Here is a 15,435-nt window from a genome sequence, read left to right on the forward strand (position 1 = left end):
GATGATTTTTCTTCCCTATCTTCCCTGTCTCCACTCCCTATGAGCTTGGTTGCTGTTCAGGAAACATACATTTATCAGAGTCGCAACCGCTGGGGCCTGCGTCTGTTAGTTCACCTAAATCGTAACGACTTAAAGCACCACAGAAATCGTCTGTTTTCCGTCTAATTTTGACTTCTTGAGACAAGCGTTCATAGGTAGCTTTGTCTATGGGTTCAAAGGGTAAACGGGGGAATGATTGCAAATCATCGAACCGCGCTAATAAAGCCGCAGAAATATAGCCTTCATCATTGTGAATGGCTTCATAGATGCGTGTTCCCAAGGGTTCAACTTCCTCGGAACGCAGTTCTATGGTGGCACTTGTATTATGGGCTGTATAAAATTTTTGTACTTGCATGACGAAATCTAATTGGGCTAAGGCTGAGAACTTAGACACATCAATTACATCAGCACCGGGTAAATCTGCCCAAGATACAGCGACGGGTATTTCTACTAACCATTCTGTACAACGATAATCAAATGGGTCATTTAGTAAGTTACCGTTTTCGTCTTTGTCAGATTGAGAAGGTATGACATTGTAGCCATAATCTATACAAGCTAGGGCTACGGGGTCATTTTTGCGGAAGGTGATCCGACGAATGAATCTTTGGGCTTTGGGGGGATGCCAACCGGAACTTGCACCTGTTAAGAGGGATTTTGTACCGCTTGGTTGCACAGTTGTACAACGATTGGGACGTTTAATGTTGTGGCGATCGCAATATTCCCAAACAGCTTTATGGACTACATCTTTCCAGAAGCTGAGATATTTTTGTTCACCACGTTTGAAAACCAGTCCTTCAGGGGTTTCTGGTCTTCCTGCTTCCCACCAGCGTAACCAGTCCACACCAAAAGCATGAACAAAGAAGTCAAATAAACCAGTGAAGGAAACACCGACAATGGGATCAAGTTCCCGACTGTATTGATAGCGGGGTTCAAGAAAATGGTGATTTAACAGTGCGGCTACGGAAAGCGCCCCAGCGGTAAATGCTTCTTCTTGTTCTTTGTAGTTGTCGGGATCAAGTTGGTTTAAGTGTACCTCAGACAAGTTACAGTTTCCGGTTAAGGTATTACCAAAAACACCTTTATGGTACTCCGGCTCATTAAAGCAGTAAGTATCATGTAATCCTGGTAGTTGTTCAACACTTTTTACAACTTGCCATTTACCTTTACATTTAGCGTCTGTACCTTTGCTTACGTCCAAACGCTGACAAGGAATCTCAGCACAGTCAGTGATTTGCAAGTAGTACAAATCTCTACTTCTGATGCCATAGTTAGTAACTGCTCCTTTATGAGCGCAAAGATTGAGAGATGAACGAATACCGCATTTAGTTAGTAGTAACTGAACTCGGTAAGCGCGTTCATAGTCAGAGATATAAATCCTAATTCCATTAGCTTGTGTATTAGAGCCATCTGTATCTGCTAAACCAGCGATAAAGTGCAAAATTGCTTGACGATTCCAACCTGCTATGACACTCAATGAATCTGGATTTGTTTTGAGGCTTTTTAAGAATTCTCCAGAAAAACCTAAATCTGTAACATCTGTAAAAGTTGGTAAGTAATCGTAATCTCTGATAGGAGATTTATTTCCTGCCAAATTTAAAGCGGCTTTCTGTTCATACAACCTAACTTTGGCACGATCTTTTTGATCTGTTGTGCCATCTCCTACAGCTACTCCTAGAGTGTAGGCATAACTTAGATCAATGTTTAATCCATCGTCGTACTGAATTTTGAATGGTTCTGTGTGAATAGAATATCGACTGGTATCCATCAAATCTTTTGTTTGCACTTCTTTGTAATTCTTGCCAAATCTATCTTTGACAAAGAAGCGGTGATACTCAGTTGCATCTAGATATGAACCATCTCCGAAGCGCACGCGATAGAGAACACGAGAACTACCAGTTTTAAATGGTTGAACTTGACTCCAGTTTTTACCGTTCCAAATTTCCACTTCAGAATCGACAATATCCTGAATTTTGTGCATTCCATCTTGAGTGATGAGTAAGGTATCACCACTTACGCAGTGAAAATCAGCACCTATTATTTCTCCGCACGGATTTAAACCGAACCTACCTAATCTATGTTCTAGCTCATTAGCATCAATCTCAGGACTGTATTTTTTTATACATTCCTTGGCTTTTCCTTGTTCATAAGCTTGCAGAAACTCAGTCTTCAGTTCTGGTGTAGTTAGTAAATCAATATTAGCTCTAGCGACAGCTTCACCAGCCCATTGAATTGCACCCTCACCACTGTAATATTGCTTTTGAACGGCTGCAATGGATTCTTCTAATGTAGGTTTGCGGTGAAACACTCTTGTATGATTCGCCATCCGCAAAGAATCGCGTTCTGGATCTATGCGCCAGTTGCCTTCTGTGTCTTGTTGCCAGAGGTTATCTTTGGCAGTTGCGCCTTGTTCATCTTCTGCAATGAATTGACGCATACCAGCACTGTTGTGGACTAGCAAGCCATCAGCAATGAATTCATGATCGCTTTCTACTTCAATATCAAAAGTTTCAGCTTGACCTGCGGGAGCAACAAATTGAACCTCGATTGGTAGCCAGTGTGGGTTAACTAGATCCTCAGCAATCAGAGTATCAAAATTAGCGTCTCGGAATTTTCCTGGTCTGCCTTTTGGATCTACCCAAAGGACATTAGCACGACACAAAGTATTGGGTTGCCATCCTGTGGCCGCTAGTTCTTGAACTAATTGGTAAGGTAGAGTTAAACCATTTTTCTTTGCTAACCTGATGGTAAAAGCATCTCTGATAGCAAATTGATTAATTAAGCCAACAACTACTGCTTGAGATTGCAAACCTTTAATGTGAAGCGCGTGGCATCCATCATAAATTTTATCTCTTCCTTGAATTGCTCTAGGTTTACGTTCTTGTAAAGTTGTAGCAATTCCCAGGGAAAGGGCTAGTTTTTGGATTTCTCGTAAAAATTCTAATTTGTTTGAGTTAACAAGTACATTCCGAGAAGGAGTACCATCTGCGTCACTCAAACCTGCTAAGAAAGCAGCACGAATTTCTAGACTGCCTTTCCAAATAATTTCAGGAATAATGGGAACTCCCCAAGCTTGCTTGTATTTTAAAAGCTCCTCAGCTAGTTCCTTGCGATATACCTTGATAAAACCGTAGTTACCTTTTCCGCCATAACAAATAGTTGGGTTATATCCCAAACTTCTTAGTATCCGAAGGCATTTTGTGCCTAACTGACCTTCGAGTCTGGACTTAGAGAGAGCAAAAACTACTTCAGATTGTCCTGTTGATCGCCTGTTTGCGTGTCCATCTCCTATGTAAAAACCGAGCAACCAAGCATAATCAGTGCTTGCACAGTCTGCACCTTTGTTATGAGGAACGGAGATTAGCCGATCGCCTGGTTGTAGTTCACCAGCATACTTCCAGCTATAGGAACGCAGACCATCATAAACTGCAACACGGTGGTTAGCAGTACAACGAATGGAGGTAGTGGAGGTACGAATTTCTACAACATCTTGTACACCTTGAATAAATTTATTAACTACTGGACGATACTCACCAGAAGAGGTTAATACTAAATCTCCTAACTGAATATCTTGAATCGGTTTTATGCCATCAATCGCTGAAACCCTTGCTCCATGAGCGATACATCTCCTTATGTTCCCAGCGACAATGGTGACAGCAGCTTCATCAATTAATAAACAGCATTCAACAGAGTTTAATTGTCTACCTAAAGCCTTATTGAGAATAGAGGCACAACGTTGATACAATCCAGGTAATTTTACAGGATTAGCCATACCGCCAAAGCCTTTGAGGGTTTCCCCCGATTGGCGCACGTCGCTAATATTTACAATTACTTCAACGTCTCCTGTAAAGCGTTCGTCGGTGGAGAGTTCTAAAAGGGTTTGATAGGATTTTACCCAACCTTCCCTACTGTCTCCAACGTGGATAGTAGCGGTGTTAGCTTCTATATCGGTTTGTGTATATTCACGACGCTGTTCTTTAGGAGTGCTGCCAATTTCACCTGTGACGGTGATATTTAGGCGATTACGGATAGGAGGCAGTTGATTAATATATTGTGGTTCAATGATGGCTCCTGTGCCACAGCCCATCATGGCTAGATCCATCATTAAGCCAAAAGCACTCCAGTCTACAAGGTTGGTGGAGGTGCAGTTATAAGCACCGGAGAAGTTTTTGGGTTTAGTTAACCAATTTGTACCACCAACCCACATCCAACGCCCACTGGGAAGGGCTTTCATGTTACGCTGCATTTTGTCTAAAATAGCAGCTTCTTCACGGGTGAGTTTTCCCAGTTCGACTAAGCCTTTTAGAGTGCGATCGCACACCTGATCATAACTTTCCCTTAAACCTGCGGCTGTCCTGCGGCTGTAAGTTCTAAAAAACACAGGATTGGCTGCTGGAGCAGATTCGGGAAAAGATGCACTCTGGCGTTTACGTTCCAGTTCTTGAACCATAATAAGGTCTTGTTGCTGACTAACAAATTAAGACTATAACGCCAAGTCGTTAGTGGATGGAAGATTGATAAATTTACCACTTTGCGCTATGTCTTATTTAGTATTAATTGTAACTATATTTTAGTTCCAGTACAAAACCCTGTGCACACAGTCAGGGTTATAGATCATGAAAGTTTTATCTATCATTTTTATTAAAAAAGCTTATACATCATACTACTAAGCATTTATAGCTAGTAAAGATTCTAATTCATTGATATCTGTTACAACTTTACCTAATTGCTCACTGAAATATATAACTTCATAATTAGGTGCAAGTTCTTTTTGCAGTTGTTTCCACAAACTAATACCTTCTTGTTCAAAAGCTGCTTCTTCTTCTTCTGGACTCAAATCTGGTGAATTAGCAGGATTTTGCCAATTTAATGTTGCATTATAACTGGTTGCCCAATTTCTGAGACGGTTAATGGTTTCTTTGCTGAGGGGCAATCTTGCTGGGTCGATGTTACCAACTTTATCAACATCTGCCCACCATAAAGGGTCGCACCCATAATCAGCCATTAATTTGATTTTGATGGTCATAGCTATGCAGGTGGAATTATGGTAAAGACGCGGGATTAGCTCCAACTATATAACCATTATTACTTACCGTCACTGCTATGCACTGCTTTTTTTCATTAAAAGTTACTTCATATATTTCTCTTCGAGGTTCTACTGTTCCTTGATAACCAAGAAATATTCCACTGGTTACAGCAGCCATAACAACATCGGCGATTTCATCTTCAGAAATTCCACGTTTGGTAAAGTCTTCTTGATGTTTCTCCAAAATATGTAATAGTCCACTTCCTCCTTTACCAGGTTTTCCTTCTTCTAAAAAGACGATTTTGCCATTAGCTTGTTTAGCAATCTTGACTATTTTTTCAGGGTTATGCTTAGTGTCTGGAGGAAGTTCTGAAATCAAGGCCCATTTTTCAGCACTATTCATTTTTTATCCTTAAATTGGGGGTAAGTTTTATCTAATTCAACTAAATCGCGTAAGTGCGATCGCCTTTTGTCCCACCAGTTCAACAAATGTAAGTTCTAAAAAACACAGGATTCGCTGCTGGGGCAGTTTCGGGGAAAGATGCACTCTGACATTTATGTTCCAGTTCTTGAACCATAATAAAGATCCATTTATTTTTGGATGAAATAAGAATATAACGCCAAATAGTTTGGTTTCAGGGTGGTAAATTATAATTAATTTACCAATTTGTACTATTCATACAAAGGTATAAATTACAACCACAATAAAAATGTCTCTAGCACCCTGGCGCAGTCTGATCACTCGCGCTTTACATCAAAACCGCAGTTTGGTTTATTCCCGCTATGTACAACTTGCAACGGTGCGAGAAAATGGTTTACCTGCAAACCGCACTGTAGTATTTCGTGGTTTTCTGGAAGATACAAACCAGCTAAAATTTATTACAGATATTCGTAGTGCAAAAGCTGAACAAATAGAGCAACAATCTTGGGGGGAAGTTTGCTGGTATTTCCCTAAAACTAGAGAACAATTTCGTATCGCTGGAAAATTAATTTTAATTACTGCTAATTCTCATCCACATTTACAACCTGCGAGAATCAAAATGTGGCAAGAATTAAGTGATGCAGCTAGATTACAATTTGCTTGGCCTGATCCGGGTGAAATGAGAGTAAGAAATCCAGAAGCGTTTACACCACCAGCACCAGATCCTATTCAACCAGTAGAAACTTTTTGTTTGTTATTGCTTGAACCTACACAAGTAGACCATTTGGAATTGCGAGGGGAACCACAAAATAGAACTTTTTATCAACTTGATGAAAATGAAAATTGGTATTGCCAAGAAATCAATCCTTAATGTTTAAGGATTAATTTCCACAACTGTACCTTTCTGCACTAATTGATATATCTCATCTACATCTTTATTTTTTAAAGAAGGACAGCCTAAAGTCCAATTTTTGCGGATATCAATCATTTCATCTGCACCCGCAGGTACACCATGAATACCCACTTCACCACCAATAGGAATATACCAAGCTAATTCACCATTAATTTTAGCTTGAAAATGTTTTCGCCAAGATTGAGGATGAGGGTAATTCAACCACATAAATTTTGACCATTGGGGGTGCGGATAAAGGTCTTGAATTTGTAAAATTCCTTCTGGTGTTTTTTTGTCACCTTCTCTTTGTTTGTCACCTGTCGGGTTAGCACCAAAAACAACAGGATAGGATTTGATGGGACTGAGGTTATAATAAAGCGTTAATCTGTGTTGGGATTTCTCAATTAAAATAGAGATTTTCTGTTTATTGATAGGTTTTGTAATTAATTTTTCTATTGGTTGGTCATAATTTAATAATTCATCTTCAATTAGAGGTTTATGTATTTTTTGTTCTAATTTGCAATTGTAAATACATAAAATCTCAGGAATTTCTGTAACTGGAAATATTAAACCTATTCGTAGTTGCAACCAATAAAATACAGAACTAGCTACAAAAAACAAGGGAATAATTAATATTATTCCATGTTGTTTGACATTTTTTGTTAGTGCTTCTGTATTGATGATTGGCATATTTTTAAATTATCCAAAAATCAAAAATCTAAATTAATGAATGGGCGGGAAAAACCCAAACTTGCGTTTCTAAATTCCCGCACCATCAAAAAATTCTTGGATATTTTTATCTCTAATATTACAAAAGTTGTGTTCTTTTGGTAATTCATTCTCTTGAATAAATTTACCTGCTAAAACTGGAGTTTTTGCCGGACTTTGGAGAGCTTGAATTTGTTCTTCTAATGCTTCAATGCGGTCAACTAAGGTACGAATTACTTGAGCTTCTGAATCTGGTAAGTTGTTGTGTTCTAGAGGGGAAACTCGAACTCCAGCACGATAGATAATGCGACCTGGTACGCCTACAACTGTGCAACTAGAAGGAACATCTCTCAAAACAACTGAACCTGCACCAATGCGGACATTATTCCCAATTTGAATATTTCCTAAAACTTTTGCTCCAGCGCCAACAACAACATTTTCGCCTAATGTGGGGTGGCGTTTACCGCTTTCTTTACCAGTACCCCCAAGGGTGACACCTTGATAAATTAAGGCATAGTCACCGATGATGGCTGTTTCACCAATGACTACTCCCATTCCGTGGTCAATAAATACGCCTTGACCAATTACAGCGCCTGGGTGAATTTCAATGCCGGTTAAGAATCGAGCTATATGAGAAATCAAGCGTGGGAAAAATGGAATACCAATACTACGCAGCCAATGAGCTAACCGATGGAAGATTAAGGCTTGCAAACCCGGATAGCAAAACAGGACTTCCAACCAACTCCTGGCTGCGGGGTCACGTTCAAAGATAATGCGAAAATCGGCACTTAGTGTAGATAGCACGAGATAGTACCCTTGGAGAGCAAGACAAGCTACTCTCTCATATTATCGTTACTTGGCCATTGATGATTGATGATTGGGGAGAACAATCTTCGATCTCCTGACTCCAATGACGAATTATTGTTCTAGAGTCAAAGTGTAGTTATGCTTGAATCCACGATTAAATGTACCTACCCAAATACGATATTTGCCACGTTTCCATTGACGATCGCTCACACTAGCATCTTTGCTTCTACCTGTATCATCACCGCAACGAATTGTCTGATCGTCTGGGCCTTGGATAAATAAAGTGGTGTCGTAGCCACTTTTAACTAGTATTTTCAGTTGATCGAAATCTTTTTCTAAGACGAGGATGTGATCAGGATTGGGATCACCAAAGCCGATGCAAATATTTTTATCGCGATCGCGGTTGCTCATGGCAGATAATGAATAAGATCCGCCTGTATAACCAGTCACGGTTCCTTGTCCTGGTTCAAAACCTGGTAACAACTTCAGGGTTCCAAAATTTGCTGTCTCTGCGGCTACAGGTGTAGCTATCATGGCGATAATTGTAGCTAACAGCCAGCCACCCCGAACGTGAAGCCAGAAGCGACGATCTCTCATGTTAGCTCTCCCAGATGTTGATTTTTGTGACTATCTATACTAATTTTATGTAAAAAAAGATCCAATTGCTAGTGCTTGTGTCACATTTCCAGGTGACACAGATAGCACTTTTCTATTGATATTTATTTGGTGAAGCGATTAAGCTGCAAAAACACGCCACCTTTGAGGGTTCCTGCTTGACTACCATAACTACTGACTGTAAGCGATCGCAGATTATCAAAGAGTGGTTTTCCTAACACTTCGACAAATTTGAGAATCGGTAGCTGACCTTCAAGAATGTTTTTACTCTTTTTCCAGTCAATATATATGTATCCTTGGTTGGATTGGGGGAAGGTAGCAATACTATTTTGAAAATTGCGATCATCAACAAGAGAATTTTCTTGATGTGTAAGAATTTTCTCCATCGTTGCTAAGTCAGAGGTAAAAATTTCATAATTATCAATGGTTGTATGCACTCCTCCGATTTTGGCTTCAACGTTGACGGCTGATTTGTCTTCAGTAGTAGCAGTTAACTCTGTCCACGCGGAGACTTTTTGCTGGTTGAGAATGAGAGAACTAACATTGAAACCATTGTTGATCGCGATGTTATCTAACCTAGCGATACCTGTTTCTAACTGCGGTGTTTTTTCCACCACAAACATCCAATTGGCTTGATTGGGTAAAAGTGGTTTATCTTCAGTTAGGGATGCGATCGCATATTCTCCTGTCACCCAACTAAAAATATCCTCACTCAAATTGAGATTCCAGCGTTTTTGCAAATCCACCAAAGGTTTAAACCAGCGAGAAATAGCCTGTTCCTCTGAACCGTAGATTGTAGCTGTTCCTTGTTTCCACAGTTTTGCTAAATCGCTTGCACCCAAATTACTTAAATTCACCCCAGCAACAGCCAAACCTGCTGATTTGGGAACATAGCCCAATGCACCCACAGGTTTAGATAATAATGGAGATAGAGGTGCAACTTCTGTAGTTGTTAAAAATGTGCTTTCCGCCAGCAATCCTTGGGGATTTAATACTAAAGAAACAATTTGGCTATTATAGATTGATTCTACTAATTCCCATCCTTGCCACTTAGCAACTATGGGCAGATTCAAAAAAGCTACAGCTACAGCATCTTTGGGCAACTCTTGAACAGCTTTTTGATATTCAGGAGAATCACTCAAATTCAATTGCGGTGCTTGGACATTATTAATCGCTTCTCGTAAAACCTTAGCATCATTAGCAAACAAAACAAAATTATCAACAACCGCACCAGCTAAACGATTTTGAATTTTTTCAGGTGTTGTTACTTCTGGGGTATCAGAAAGCAACTTCACACCTTTGTATTGTTCAACCGCCAAATTTGCTCCAGCTAAAGCCCGTTTAGAGAATAACAACTCTACAAACTCACGGCTTTTTTCTGGCTTCTCAGTGGCAAGCGCCATCAGATACCCTGGTTGCAACCCGTTTTCTGGGTCGCGGTCTATATCTTCACTAGTAACAGCCAGGGTAATTTCATTACTTAGCCAAGGTTTGATATCATCTTGGAAATCTATATTACTTTTGGACAATAAACTGTTTTTGAGCTTGGAAATATCCCCTTTTTGGTCTATTGCTTGCAACCGGTCGGGATTTATTAATAATGACACCATCACAGGTGACGTTTTTGACACAAATATAGCAGCCCCAGGTTCAGATTTAGGAACACTGAAGTTAAATGGACTTTTACCAAAAAACCAATAAAAGCCAGCAATACCAATTAGTAGCAAGACGATGACACCAGCTACCAGGAAACCATAAAATGAGCGTTGACTGTTCACTAAACCTATTTTCCAGCTTTTCTGTCACCATGAATAGTATAGGATCGTTTAGAAAAACTACATGACAGGTACATCTTTTGTTCAACCCTTTGCCTCAATTAGCGTAGAAGAACTAGCACAACGTCTTGATGCAGGTGATTCTAGTATGCAACTGATGGATGTGCGCGAACCCCAAGAAGTTGAGATAGCAAGTCTGGAAGGCTTTGTCAACCTGCCCCTGAGTGATTTTGCCTCATGGGGTGAGCAAGTCCCTACCCGCTTTGATCCCCATGCAGAAACCCTTGTCCTGTGTCATCATGGTGTACGTTCTGCCCAGATGTGTCAATGGTTAGTTGCTCAAGGATTTACAAATGTTAAAAATATTACAGGTGGGATTTCAGCTTATTCGATCTTAGTTGATTCTTCCGTTCCTCAGTATTAACATTAATAGACAGGGGGCAGCAGACAGGAGGCAGAAGTTTAGTATTTTTAACTTGATTTGTCCTCCTCATTTCCATTCCCTGTCTATCAAATAAATAAATCAGTATCGAAAAATACAGCATTGCTGAGAAGCTTATGAAAGAATACAGAAAAAGATGAAAATATCATCTTAAACGCAGCTTTTGGTGCTATGGTCAAGCTGTATCAGCTAATACGCTGTGATGATGACTTAAAGGAAAATTTTGCGTGAATCACCATCATACGAGTATATAATTTGCTATCTTAAATTAAATAATTATTAACCTTTTTTTGCTTTGCGGTTCTAGCCAGAATATTTTTTCAACCTTTGATTAAAATTTGCCTTCAGTAAAATATCACTTATGCAAGTCCAGCTGACAAATCGACAACAGCATATACTTTGGGCAACTGTACGCCACTACATTGCTACTGCGGAGCCTGTTGGCTCTAAAGCTCTAATTGAGGAGTTTGATCTTGGTGTTAGTTCCGCGACTATTCGCAATGTGATGGGTGTTTTAGAAAAATCCGGGTTACTTTACCAACCACACACTTCAGCAGGGAGGATACCTTCTGATTCTGGTTATCGCACTTATGTTGATCAACTAATTACACCTTTTTTCCGAGATGGTACACGAACAGAAGCTTTAACTAAAGAGGTAGAAGCAGCATTACAACAACTTCGACCTTGGGAAGATTGGAGTTTGGAAGCTTTATTGCAAGGTGCTGCACAAATTTTAGCAACTTTGAGTGGCTGCATTACTTTGATTACTATGCCACAACCTGCAACAGCACAGTTACGACATTTGCAATTAGTGCAGATTGAACCTGGTACAATTATGCTGATTGTGGTGACAGATGGTTATGAGACGCATTCTAAGGTGATGGATTTGTTCACAGCGTCTTCAGAAACTAAACCTAATCCTGAGGTAATTGATCACGAGTTACAGATTGTATCCAACTTTTTAAATAGCCACTTACGCGGACGGAGTTTGTTAGAGTTAGCCAAACTTGATTGGAGTGAGTTAGATCAAGAGTTTCAACGCTATGGTGAATTCTTGAAAAATTCAATTGCAGAGTTGACACGTCGTACTCTAGCACCAGCTGCAACGCAAATTATGGTGCGGGGTGTGGGAGAAGTTTTGCGTCAGCCAGAATTTTCCCAATTACAGCAAGTACAAACTATCATCCATCTTTTGGAAGAAGAACAGGAACAGTTGTGGCGTTTAATCTGTGAGGAACCAGAAACTGAGGAAATTGGGAAATCAAGGGTGACAATTCGTATTGGTGCAGAAAACCCACTAGAACCAATTCGTGGTTGTACTTTAATTTCTTCTACCTATCGTCGGGGTTCTGTGCCGGTGGGGAGTGTGGGAGTTTTGGGGCCAACTCGTTTAGACTATGAAAGTGCGATCGCAGTTGTAGCCGCAGCAGCAGATTACCTTTCAGAAGCTTTTAGTTAAATTGCCTAAATCGTCTTGAGAAAAATTTCTATTATTTTATTATGGCTAGGATTTATTTCCTATGCCTTTTTCGTTGTCTCTATATTGAGATAAAAAAATATTTAACTTTCTACCGAAAAAATTAATCACAGGTAAGATGGCAGTGAGTCAGTCAACCAATACACTGACACCAATCGTGCAAATACCTTTCTGGAGTTTAAAATGACCATTACCAGCACTCCACAAATAAAGCCATTATCAGATACAGAATTACAGAACATCAACGCCTATTGGCGTGCAGCCAATTATCTCTCTGTTGGGCAAATATATCTCCTCGACAATCCCCTACTCAGAGAACCACTCAAACAAGAACACGTCAAACCCCGGCTGTTAGGACACTGGGGAACCACACCAGGACTCAACTTGATTTACGCCCATCTCAACAGAGTCATTAAAAAGTACGATTTAAGTACAATTTACATCGCAGGCCCCGGTCATGGTGGACCCGGACTTGTTGCTAACACTTACTTAGAAGGAACTTATAGCGAATATTACCCCAACATCTCCCAAAATGCTGAAGGGATGCAAAAACTGTTCAAACAATTCTCATTTCCTGGTGGTATTCCTAGCCACGTTGCCCCAGAAACCCCTGGTTCTATTCATGAAGGGGGAGAATTAGGTTATGCGTTAGTTCATGCCTTTGGTGCTGCTTTTGATAACCCTGATTTAATTGTCGCTGCGGTTGTTGGTGATGGTGAAGCAGAAACAGGCGCTTTAGCTACTAGCTGGCATTCTAACAAATTCCTCAACCCCGTTACTGATGGTGCGGTTTTACCAATTCTGCATTTGAATGGATACAAAATTGCGAATCCCACAGTATTATCACGAATACCCCATGATGAACTAGAAAGCCTATTTATCGGCTATGGCTATAAACCTTACTTTGTGGAAGGTTCTGATCCTGCGGAAGTTCATCAAAAAATGGCAGCAGTATTAGATACAATTATTCCCGAAATTCAAGGTATCCAAAGAGAAGCGCGGGTACATGGATTCAAGGAACGACCGCAATGGCCAATGATTATTTTGCGAACTCCTAAAGGTTGGACTGGTCCGAAGGAAGTTGACGGGAAGAAAACAGAAGATTATTGGCGATCGCACCAAGTGCCTTTTGGTGATATAGCTGGTAAACCAGAACATCTGCAACTTCTAGAAGATTGGATGAAGAGTTACAAACCAGAAGAACTCTTTGATGTTAACGGTACACTAATTCCTGAACTCGCAGAACTAGCGCCCCAAGGTCAACGTCGCATGGGAGATAACCCCCACGCTAACGGCGGTATGTTGCTGCGTGACTTGATTATGCCCGAATTTGAAGATTATGCTGTAGCTGTTCCTTCTCCTGGTAAAGCGATCGCAGAAGCTACTAAAGTTAGTGGTAAATTCCTGCGGGATATCATGAAACTCAACCAGGAAAGCCGCAATTTCCGCGTCTTTGGCCCTGACGAAACCGCATCAAATCGCATCGACCCCGTATTAGAAGTCACAGACCGCACTTGGGTTGCCGAAATTCTCCCAGAAGATGACCACCTATCACCCAACGGTCGAGTCATGGAAGTCCTCAGTGAAACCAACTGTCAAGGCTGGTTAGAAGGTTATCTTCTCACAGGTCGTCATGGTTTCTTCTCTTGCTATGAAGCATTTATTCACATCATTGATTCCATGTTCAACCAACACGCCAAATGGTTGAAAACAACTAATGAAATTCCCTGGAGAAGACCAATTGCTTCTTTAAATTATCTGCTAACCTCCCACGTTTGGCGACAAGACCACAACGGTTTCTCACATCAAGACCCCGGTTTTATTGATCATGTAATGAACAAAAAAGCCGAAATTGTGCGCGTCTATCTACCACCTGATGCGAATACTTTGCTATCTGTTACTGACCATTGTTTAAGAAGTCGTCATTATGTCAATGTCATCGTTGCAGGCAAGCAGCCAGCATTACAATATTTAGACATGGATTCAGCAATTAAACATTGCACCAAAGGCTTAGGTATTTGGGAATGGGCCAGCAGTGATTTAGATGGAGAAACAGATGTAGTCATGGCCTGTGCTGGAGATATTCCTACTTTGGAAACCCTCGCAGCAGTAGACATTCTGCGCCAAAACTTCCCAGATCTAAAGGTACGGGTTGTAAATGTAGTTAATTTGATGAAACTACAGCCACAAAGTGAACATCCCCACGGGTTAAGCAGCAAAGATTTTGATATTATTTTCACAACCGATAAACCAATTATCTTTGCTTTTCATGGTTATCCTTGGTTAATTCATCGTCTCACCTATCGTCATACTAACCACAAAAATCTTCACGTCCGTGGTTATAAGGAAGAAGGAACAACAACGACACCTTTTGATATGGTGGTGATGAATGATTTAGATAGATTCCATTTAGTTATGGATGTCATTGACCGTGTACCTAAATTAGGTTCAAAAGCAGCTTATGTGAAGCAAAAACTCCAAGATAAGTTGATTGAACACAAACACTACATCGAGACTCACGGTGAAGATATGCCAGAAATCCGCAATTGGAAGTGGCTTTATTAGGATGAGAATGTAGGGACGTTTTATTTAAACGTCTCTACTTTTTTTGAAGGGCAGTATTTAAACGCAGAGGGACGCGGAGGTAAACGCAGAGGTTCGCGGAGGTTTTTGTTATATTGAGGTTAGTTGGTTCGGAGGTGAATGGAGATGACGCAGGAGTTAATAGATTTGAGAAATAGTATTTTATCAGGGCGTTATGCAGATGCTTTGGTGATTGTGGATGAGTTGGAGGGGATGAGTAAACAAGCTATTTTACGGAATATTGAATCATTTTTAGTGAGATTGATCATTCATTTGATTAAAAATCAAGTAGAACAGCGATTAACTAATTCTTGGGCTGCATCAATTGAAAGTTCAGTGCTAGAAATTAAGAAATTGAATTTAAAAGACAATAAAAAATCTTACTATCTTAATATGGATGAATGGTTAGAAATATTAGAAGATGCAATAGAGTCGGCAATTCGTCCAGCAAGTTTAGAAATAATGAATGGCAAGTTTAACCGACAGCAACTTTCTCAAATGTTAGATAAATCACGGTTAATTTTAAATACCACTGAGTTAATTGCATTGACATATAATTATACAGTTAGGGAATTACCAGATATTATTGATGATTATTTAAGTAATTTACCTGGTGGTAAAGATTGGAAGTATTAAGAAAAAGGTGAGAAAAG

The 15,435-nt window shown here is 40.1% G+C and carries 12 protein-coding genes; 5 read left to right on the forward strand and 7 right to left on the reverse strand.

Going from position 1 to position 15,435, the window contains the following annotated elements; genetic code table 11:
• Positions 1–37: 37 nt before the first annotated feature.
• The 3 genes from nrdJ to AC012T_RS09515 form a co-directional block, all read right to left on the reverse strand.
• Positions 38–4,486, reverse strand: a complete 4,449-nt coding sequence (gene nrdJ / locus AC012T_RS09505; RefSeq protein WP_487065145.1) for a ribonucleoside-triphosphate reductase, adenosylcobalamin-dependent — start codon at positions 4,484–4,486, stop codon at positions 38–40.
• Between the two features lie 216 nt (positions 4,487–4,702).
• On the reverse strand, positions 4,703–5,062 hold the full coding sequence (locus tag AC012T_RS09510) for a hypothetical protein (protein ID WP_487065147.1): 360 nt from the start codon (positions 5,060–5,062) through the stop codon (positions 4,703–4,705).
• Between the two features lie 16 nt (positions 5,063–5,078).
• Entirely contained in the window at positions 5,079–5,465 is a 387-nt protein-coding gene (locus AC012T_RS09515; RefSeq protein ID WP_487065149.1) for a hypothetical protein, read from the reverse strand.
• 307 nt (positions 5,466–5,772) lie between these two features.
• Between AC012T_RS09515 and AC012T_RS09520 the strand changes: the two genes are divergently transcribed.
• Positions 5,773–6,354, forward strand: a complete 582-nt coding sequence (locus AC012T_RS09520) for an Npun_F5749 family FMN-dependent PPOX-type flavoprotein (RefSeq protein ID WP_487065151.1) — start codon at positions 5,773–5,775, stop codon at positions 6,352–6,354.
• A 3-nt stretch (positions 6,355–6,357) separates the two neighbouring features.
• Here the strand turns inward: AC012T_RS09520 and AC012T_RS09525 are convergent, their stop codons facing one another.
• From AC012T_RS09525 to AC012T_RS09540, 4 genes are all read right to left on the reverse strand, one after another.
• Entirely contained in the window at positions 6,358–7,065 is a 708-nt protein-coding gene (locus AC012T_RS09525) for a L,D-transpeptidase family protein (RefSeq protein ID WP_487065153.1), read from the reverse strand.
• A gap of 69 nt (positions 7,066–7,134) precedes the next feature.
• On the reverse strand, positions 7,135–7,887 hold the full coding sequence (gene cysE, locus AC012T_RS09530) for a serine O-acetyltransferase (RefSeq protein WP_487065155.1): 753 nt from the start codon (positions 7,885–7,887) through the stop codon (positions 7,135–7,137).
• A gap of 114 nt (positions 7,888–8,001) precedes the next feature.
• A complete protein-coding gene (locus tag AC012T_RS09535; RefSeq protein ID WP_487065157.1) occupies positions 8,002–8,487 on the reverse strand; it encodes a hypothetical protein in 486 nt (161 codons plus the stop codon).
• Between the two features lie 122 nt (positions 8,488–8,609).
• Entirely contained in the window at positions 8,610–10,283 is a 1,674-nt protein-coding gene (locus AC012T_RS09540) for a DUF3352 domain-containing protein (protein WP_487065159.1), read from the reverse strand.
• A gap of 61 nt (positions 10,284–10,344) precedes the next feature.
• Here AC012T_RS09540 and AC012T_RS09545 point away from each other — a divergent pair, with 61 nt between their 5' ends.
• The 4 genes from AC012T_RS09545 to AC012T_RS09560 all read left to right on the forward strand — a co-directional run bounded on the left by AC012T_RS09545 (position 10,345) and on the right by AC012T_RS09560 (position 15,418).
• Positions 10,345–10,704, forward strand: a complete 360-nt coding sequence (locus AC012T_RS09545; RefSeq protein ID WP_487065161.1) for a rhodanese-like domain-containing protein — start codon at positions 10,345–10,347, stop codon at positions 10,702–10,704.
• Between the two features lie 379 nt (positions 10,705–11,083).
• Entirely contained in the window at positions 11,084–12,181 is a 1,098-nt protein-coding gene (gene hrcA / locus AC012T_RS09550) for a heat-inducible transcriptional repressor HrcA (RefSeq protein ID WP_487065163.1), read from the forward strand.
• 201 nt (positions 12,182–12,382) lie between these two features.
• Positions 12,383–14,764, forward strand: coding sequence for a phosphoketolase family protein (locus AC012T_RS09555; protein ID WP_487065165.1), 2,382 nt, complete (start codon positions 12,383–12,385; stop codon positions 14,762–14,764).
• Between the two features lie 144 nt (positions 14,765–14,908).
• Positions 14,909–15,418 (forward strand): DUF29 family protein, encoded by a 510-nt coding sequence (locus AC012T_RS09560; RefSeq protein ID WP_487065167.1) that lies wholly within the window; start codon positions 14,909–14,911, stop codon positions 15,416–15,418.
• Positions 15,419–15,435: the final 17 nt, after the last annotated feature.

It is taken from the genome of Anabaena sp. EIM26 (assembly GCF_057568715.1).

What these genes read in the sequence shown, in the direction of transcription:
- nrdJ (WP_487065145.1), bottom strand. Translation starts at nt 4,486, where the DNA reads ATGGTTCAAGAACTGGAACGTAAACGCCAGAGTGCATCTTTTCCCGAA.
- AC012T_RS09510 (WP_487065147.1), bottom strand. Translation starts at nt 5,062, where the DNA reads ATGACCATCAAAATCAAATTAATGGCTGATTATGGGTGCGACCCTTTA.
- AC012T_RS09515 (WP_487065149.1), bottom strand. Translation starts at nt 5,465, where the DNA reads ATGAATAGTGCTGAAAAATGGGCCTTGATTTCAGAACTTCCTCCAGAC.
- AC012T_RS09520 (WP_487065151.1), top strand. Translation starts at nt 5,773, where the DNA reads ATGTCTCTAGCACCCTGGCGCAGTCTGATCACTCGCGCTTTACATCAA.
- AC012T_RS09525 (WP_487065153.1), bottom strand. Translation starts at nt 7,065, where the DNA reads ATGCCAATCATCAATACAGAAGCACTAACAAAAAATGTCAAACAACAT.
- AC012T_RS09535 (WP_487065157.1), bottom strand. Translation starts at nt 8,487, where the DNA reads ATGAGAGATCGTCGCTTCTGGCTTCACGTTCGGGGTGGCTGGCTGTTA.
- AC012T_RS09545 (WP_487065161.1), top strand. Translation starts at nt 10,345, where the DNA reads ATGACAGGTACATCTTTTGTTCAACCCTTTGCCTCAATTAGCGTAGAA.
- hrcA (WP_487065163.1), top strand. Translation starts at nt 11,084, where the DNA reads ATGCAAGTCCAGCTGACAAATCGACAACAGCATATACTTTGGGCAACT.
- AC012T_RS09555 (WP_487065165.1), top strand. Translation starts at nt 12,383, where the DNA reads ATGACCATTACCAGCACTCCACAAATAAAGCCATTATCAGATACAGAA.
- AC012T_RS09560 (WP_487065167.1), top strand. Translation starts at nt 14,909, where the DNA reads ATGACGCAGGAGTTAATAGATTTGAGAAATAGTATTTTATCAGGGCGT.